Annotated in this window: 5 protein-coding genes; 3 read left to right on the top strand and 2 right to left on the bottom strand. The window is 52.4% G+C overall.

From position 1 onward, the window contains the following. Window positions 1-64: 64 nt before the first annotated feature. Window positions 65-1,018 carry an L-lactate dehydrogenase gene (locus tag B2Y11_RS03755; RefSeq protein ID WP_291056384.1) on the bottom strand — a complete coding sequence of 318 codons (954 nt, stop codon included), beginning with the start codon at window positions 1,016-1,018 and terminating at the stop codon, window positions 65-67. Window positions 1,019-1,400: 382 nt separating this feature from the next. Continuing rightward, the gene (locus B2Y11_RS03750) at window positions 1,401-2,354 is read right to left on the bottom strand and encodes an L-lactate dehydrogenase (protein WP_291056382.1); all 954 of its coding nucleotides are present in this window, start codon (window positions 2,352-2,354) and stop codon (window positions 1,401-1,403) included. A 676-nt stretch (window positions 2,355-3,030) separates the two neighbouring features. Between B2Y11_RS03750 and serC the strand changes: the two genes are divergently transcribed. Genes serC through B2Y11_RS03735 form a run of 3 tightly spaced genes read left to right on the top strand, consistent with a single transcriptional unit; the run spans window position 3,031 to window position 6,373 of the window. Continuing rightward, window positions 3,031-4,101 carry a 3-phosphoserine/phosphohydroxythreonine transaminase gene (gene serC / locus B2Y11_RS03745; protein WP_291056380.1) on the top strand — a complete coding sequence of 357 codons (1,071 nt, stop codon included), beginning with the start codon at window positions 3,031-3,033 and terminating at the stop codon, window positions 4,099-4,101. Between the two features lie 34 nt (window positions 4,102-4,135). Next, window positions 4,136-5,725, top strand: a complete 1,590-nt coding sequence (serA, locus tag B2Y11_RS03740) for a phosphoglycerate dehydrogenase (RefSeq protein ID WP_291056378.1) — start codon at window positions 4,136-4,138, stop codon at window positions 5,723-5,725. A gap of 9 nt (window positions 5,726-5,734) precedes the next feature. Further along, window positions 5,735-6,373 (top strand): histidine phosphatase family protein, encoded by a 639-nt coding sequence (locus B2Y11_RS03735; RefSeq protein WP_291056375.1) that lies wholly within the window; start codon window positions 5,735-5,737, stop codon window positions 6,371-6,373. Window positions 6,374-6,606 lie beyond the last annotated feature (233 nt).

Genomic DNA, 6,606 nt, shown 5'->3' with positions numbered 1-6,606 from the left:
AGTGCATAAAAATTCTTATAAAAGCAGGCCCCATGAATGAATCAGTGCTTCCCAAGGCCCTGGTTCACCGGGGAAGGAACTGATTTCCCCTTTCAATATTCCTGTGGATGGTATCTACGCATTCCTTGAACCGCTTCATTTCGCTGTCCGTAAGCCGATACTCCAGCACTTCCTCCACCCCGTGAATGCCGATAACCGCCGGCACGCCGCAGAATACATCATGCTCCCCGTACTCACCGGAAAGCTCCACGGAACAGGGAAGAATCCGCTTCTCATCATGGAAAATAGTCCTGACCAGCGTAGCTGCCGCCGATGCAATGCCGTACTCCGTGCACTGCTTACCCTTGTAGGTCACCCAGCCGCCTTTGATGGCCTTTTCCTGCACACTGTCCTTATCAAACACAAAGCGGGGATCCTTCTCCATCTGCCCCAGGGTCTGGCCGTAGAAATTCACCTGGGACCAGGGAACCATCTGGGCACTGCCATGTTCCCCCATCATAAAGGCAAAAAATCCCCGGGCATCCAGGCCTGTCTGGTCGGAAATCGCATGGATGAGGCGGGAGGAATCAAGAAGCGTTCCTGTCCCTACCACCCGGCCTCTGGGAAGGCCGGACAGTTTGGCAATGAGATGAGCAATCACATCGCAGGGATTGGTAATGGTGACGAAAATCCCGTCAAACCCCGCGGCCATCACCTTCGGCACATAATCCGCCACCTGGCGCACACTGTTTGCCAGCTCATCGTCCCGGTTTCCCGTAGCACAGAGGCTCACATCTCCCACTGCATTCACAATCACGTCGCAGTCCTTCAATCCTGCATAGTCAGTGACCTTATACACCGTATGATTGGGCATATACATCACCGCATCATTCAGGTCCTGGCACTCACTGATGGCCTTCTGCTCCTTCACATCGCAAAGAAGGATTTCATCAGCAATCCCCATCATTCCCAGGCAGAATGCCGCATGGGCACCTACATGTCCAAGTCCTGCCACACCTACTATTCTTTTCTTAGCCATATGAAAACCTCCTTCAGGGAAGCACAGATGAAATCATTGCCTGCCTTTATTCCTGCATGGCATAAAAATCTTCATACAAGCAGGCTCCGTGAATGACTCAGTGCTTCCTCAATTTCTATCCAAAAGATAGATAGTATTGGAGAGAATATATCATAAGGAATGTGGGAAAGTCAAGGGACGAAACGGGGACAAACGTGTATGTCCAACGGGCAAAATCCGGCTGGAAATTTTCCCGCCGCCAAAGGCTGCATATCCCCCCCTGAATCCCCGCTCCATGGGCTGAACCCATCATTCAAAAAAACATTCCCCCATTTTCATAGGGGCGCTGCACTCCCAAAAGAAAAAGGGCACCTGTGGAGGTACCCTTTTCTTCTAAGAGACATCAGAGTGTGAGCGCTCTTTCGAAGTGTTCTTTCAGAATCCTGATGGAGTGCTGCAGTTCTTTGTTTTCTTCTTCCGTGAGGTGGAGTTCGATAATGTCTTCTACACCGTCCTTGCCTACCTTTACAGGCACGGAAGCGAAGCTGTCCAAAATGCCGTATTCGCCGTCCAGGTAGACGGAGCAGGGCAGAATCTTGTGTTCATCGTGGTAAATGGCCCGTACCAGTTCGGCGGTAGCGGAGGAAACGCCGAATTCGGTGCAGCCTTTCTTGGCATTTTCAATATTTCCTTCTTCATGGACTTTTCTCAGAATTTCTTCCTTGGAATCCATGTGGTAAAGTTCCGGCTTTTCTTTCAAGAGTTCGTCGATAGGTTTGCCTGCGACCTTCACATGGCTCCAGGGAATCATGCTGGAATCGCCGTGTTCGCCGAGAAGGTAGGCGGTAAGGGAGCGGCGGTTCACCTTGAGCTGGGTGGAAAGCTGCATCTGCAGACGGGCGGAGTCGAGGGCGGTGCCGGAGCCGATGATTTTCTTCTTCGGCCAATCCAGCTTGTACTGCAGGTATTCGGCGATAATGTCGCAGGGGTTGGAAATGGAAATGATAATGCCGTCGAAACCGGACTTTTCAATAAGCGGCAGGAATTCCTTGCTGGTGGCAATGGCGCCGTCCATCATATCCAGACGGTTCTGTCCCTTCTGCCGGGGTCTGCCGGAGGCGTTAATCAGGATGTCTGCGTCCTTCATATCATCCATGGTGCCTGCATAGGCTTCAAAATGATGGGGCTGGTAGCTCACTGCATCCAGAAGATCCAGGGATTCACCGACAGCCTTGTCCATGTTGGTATCATAGAAAACCACCTCGTCTGCCAGTCCCTGTACTGCAAACTGGAGAGCCAGATGGGAGCCTACATTGCCTGCACCGATAATACCGATTTTTCTAGTTTTGATTGACATAAGAATTCCACACTCCTTTTCTGCTTCCGGGAATTTCTCCCTTTCTCCTATATGGATTCTGCATAGTATCATTATTTTGCATGGTTGCATGCATAGATGTATTATAGCACTATTTGGGGTAAGGTTAAAGGGGCACGGACGTGAGGGTTCGGAGAGGAAGGCCCACGCCCGCTCCGCAGGCGAAGGTTGTGTAAAAGGAAACTGAAAAGGATCTTAGAATGAATCAATGTGTCCTGGCTCACCAGCTTACTAGTACACTAGCTCACTAGCTCACTAGCTCACTAGCTCACCAGCCCACTATCCCCCAAAAATTTCCTTCTTGACAAAGTGAAAGTCCCGGCGCTATAATCCAGTCATACGAAACAGGCGATGATGAAGAAGGGATAATGAGACTTTTTCAGAGAGGCAGCGGCCGGTGCGAGCTGTCAAAGAATGATTATCTTTCCACTTCGGAGACATGGATGAAGAATCTTTCGGGTAGGCCCGTTACAGCCTGTCAAAGATGGCCTTTTGGCAATTTGGGTGGTATCGCGGGTGCTCTCGTCCCTTAGAGGATGGAGAGCGTTTTTTTATACCTGCTCTTCCTTTTGCCTTGGCTAAATTGGGTGGCACCGCGAGAAAAGAGAAGCTCGTCCCATGGGACGTCTTCTCTTTTTGTGTTATTTGGAGGTTTATGATGAAAAGAGTATTTAATTTCAATGCCGGTCCTTCCCCTATGCCTTTGGAGGTACTGGAGGCCATGAAGGACGACCTCACCGATTTCAAAAATACAGGCATGGGTATTACGGAAATCAGCCATCGATCCAAAGAGTTCCAGAATATGCTGGATGAGACAAAGAATCTGCTCCGCCAGCTCATGCACCTGACCCCTGATTATGAAATCGTATTTGTCCAGGGCGGTGGCACCATGCAGTTCCTTATGACAGGATACAATTTCCTTCACACCCGGGCTGCCTATGCGGACACCGGCGTGTGGGCCCATAAGGCCAGAAATACGGCGGCCTTCTTCGGAGAGACTTACGACGCCAATTCCGCCAAAGACAAAAATTACTCCTACATTCCCGATACCTATGACATCAAACCGGATACGGACTACCTCTACATCTGCGCCAACAATACCATTTACGGCACAGAGTACTGGAAGTTCCCGGAGGTGAAGGTGCCTCTCATCTGCGACATGTCCTCTGATATCCTTTCCCGGGACATTGATTTCAACAGGTTCGACATGATCTGGGCAGGTATCCAGAAGAATTTGGGCGCCGCCGGTGTGGCCCTGGCCATTATCAAAAAGAGTCTTCTGGAAACAGCCCGCCGAGACATTCCGGAATTCCTGCAGTACGACACCTTCGTGAAGAAGGATTCCACCTATAATACGCCGCCGGTTTTCTGCATTTACACATTGAACCGTATGCTCCACTGGATCAAGAACATGGGCGGCCTTAAGGCCATTGAGGAAAGAAACAAGGTAAAAGCAGCCCTCATTTATGACGTAATCGACGGCAGTCACGGTTTCTACAAGGGCCACGCGGAAAAGGAAGCCAGGAGCCGCATGAACATTACCTTCAACCTGGCCAATGAAGCCATGGAGAAGGATTTCGTGGAAAAGGCGAAAGCCAATGATTTCATCGGCGTCAAAGGCCACCGTCTGGTGGGAGGCCTCCGGGTATCCCTGTATAACGCAGTAACGCCGGAAGCAGCAGAAGCACTGGCCCAGTTTATGAAGGAATACGAAAGAACCAACGGATAATATTTCTACAATTATTTCACAGGAGGAAATCATTATGTTCAGAATTTTCATTACCGCCGACGTAGCCAAAGAAGCAAAGGAAATCCTTGAAAAGGAATTTATCGTAGATATTCAGCCCAATATGAAGGAAGAGGAACTCTGCAAAGTCATCGGCAACTATGACGCCATTATTACCAGAAGCCAGACAAAGGTGACTAAGAAGGTCATCGATGCCGCAAAGAACCTCAAGGTCATCGGCCGCGCCGGTGTCGGCATCGACGGCATTGACATCAGGGAAGCTACCCAGAAGGGCATCACCGTGGTGAACACGCCGGAATCCAATACCATTGCCGCCTGCGAGCACACCATCGCCCTCATGCTGTCCATGACCCGCCATATTCCCCAGGCCCACCAGTCCATTATGGAAGGCCGCTGGGACCGGAAGAGCTTCACCGGCATCCAGCTTCTGAACAAGACCGTAGGCATCATCGGTGTAGGCCGTGTCGGTTCCAATGTGGCCAAACGTCTCCAGGCTTTCAACATGAAGACCATCGGCTATGACCCCTACATTCCGCTGGAAAGGGGCAAGCAGCTGGGCGTGGAACTGGTGGATCTGGATACCCTCCTGAAGGAATCGGACTACATCACCCTCCATACGCCCCTCACCGATGAAACCCGCGGCATGATCGGCAAAAAGGAAATCGAAAAGATGAAGGACGGCGTCCGTATCGTCAATGCATCCCGCGGCGCCGTAGTGGACATCCAGGCCTTGGCGGAAGCCCTGAAGAGCGGCAAAGTAGCCGGAGCCGGCATCGACGTATGGCCCAATGAACCGCTGAAACCGGAAGAAAACCCCTTCCTGGGCATGACCAATGTGGCCCTCACGCCCCATCTGGGCGCCTCCACGAAGGAAGCCCAGGCCGGCGTTGCCACCGACGTAGCCGTAGGCGTCATGCAGGCCCTCCACGGTGAACCGGTAGCCACCGCCGTCAATGCTTCCCCCATTACCAAAGCCACCCTCCATGTCATCCAGCCCTACTTCGACCTCTGCGAACGGATGGGCAACATTGCCATCGACCTGGCCGGCGGCCGTATCAATACGGTCAACGTAGAATACACCGGCGAACTGGCTGATACGGAAACGGCACCCCTTACCACCGCCGTACTGAAGGGCCTCCTTGCCCCGGTTCTCCAGCAGACCGTCAACTTCGTCAATGCCCGGGGCATTGCTGAAGAACGGCATATGGACGTAAGGGAAGTAAAAGCGAAGAAGGGCCACTATTTCACCAATACCATCTCCCTCACCGTGGACACCGACAAAGGCAGCCATCGCATCACCGGATCCCTCTTTGACCGGAAGGAAGCAAAAATCGTATCCATCGACCACTTCCGGGTGGACATCGAACCGAAAGGCTGCATCATCATTGCGCCTCATGAAGACAAGCCCGGCATGATCGGCCAGGTAGCCTCCGTCCTGGGCCGCGAACATATCAATATCAACGGCATGCAGGTAGGCGCTGGACAGGAAGAAGGCACCAATGTCATGGTGGTGGCCGTGGACAAGGACATCCCCTCCGCCCTCATCCCCGCCCTCATGAACATTGACGGCATCCACGATGTCAAAGTCGTTCACTGCGAACACTAAGGAGTGCCTATGATACGGATTATTCTTCTCCGCCATGGAGAAACCACCTGGAACATAGAAGGCCGCTACCAGGGACAGGAAGACACCCCCCTGTCCGAAAGGGGCAGAGAGCAGGGCCGAAAAGCGGCGCTGGCTCTGAAGGACGTGCCCATTGACCGGGCCATCTCCTCTCCCCTCTCCCGTTCCTACGAAACCTGCCGCATGGCGGCGGACTACCACCACCTCACCGTGGCAAAGGATCCGCGGCTCACCGAAATCTCCCACGGCCTCTGGGAAGGCATCCACGCCGATGAAATCGAAGCCCGTTACCCCGAAGAATTCCACCTCTGGCATACCCGCCCCGAAAAAGTACAGATGCCGGAAGGAGAAAATCTGGAAGACCTGCGGGAAAGGGCACGGGAAGCCTTCGACGAATACGCGGAGAGATATGACGGTGAAACGGTGCTGGTGGCCGCCCACGACGCCGTAAACAAAGCCATCATCTGCGACCTTCTGGGTCTTGACATGAGCCACTTCTGGCAGATCAAGCAGGACAACGCCTGCATTAATGTGCTGGAATGCGACAAAGGCACCTGGCGCCTGGTCACCCTGAACAGCACCGCCCACCTGGGATACCTGGTCAGCGGCATTGAACAGAAAGGACTGTAAGATATAAGATAAAAGGGAGCTTTGCAAAAATGTGCAATCATTTTTGCAAAGCTCTTTTTTCATGGGGGTTCAGTATGATACATTCGTGAAGGGCCGCCTTTGCTGGAGAAAGGCCTATCCTCAGCCATGCCTGGCAGAGGTTGTGAAAAAATGTAGAAATGGTACAGCTGCCACTCCACCTCACGGTCATTTCGACCGTATCCGGTCAGCCGACAATAGGAAAGCCTCTTATT

The organism is Dialister sp. UBA1703 (assembly GCA_002320515.1).
Lineage (GTDB): Bacteria > Bacillota > Negativicutes > Veillonellales > Dialisteraceae > Dialister.
This window is presented reverse-complemented; position numbering and strand designations above follow the sequence as displayed.

Coding starts and splice junctions, on each gene's coding strand:
- B2Y11_RS03755 (WP_291056384.1), bottom strand. CDS start 1,018: ATGGCTAAGAAAAGAATAGTAGGTGTGGCAGGACTTGGACATGTAGGT.
- B2Y11_RS03750 (WP_291056382.1), bottom strand. CDS start 2,354: ATGTCAATCAAAACTAGAAAAATCGGTATTATCGGTGCAGGCAATGTA.
- serC (WP_291056380.1), top strand. CDS start 3,031: ATGAAAAGAGTATTTAATTTCAATGCCGGTCCTTCCCCTATGCCTTTG.
- serA (WP_291056378.1), top strand. CDS start 4,136: ATGTTCAGAATTTTCATTACCGCCGACGTAGCCAAAGAAGCAAAGGAA.
- B2Y11_RS03735 (WP_291056375.1), top strand. CDS start 5,735: ATGATACGGATTATTCTTCTCCGCCATGGAGAAACCACCTGGAACATA.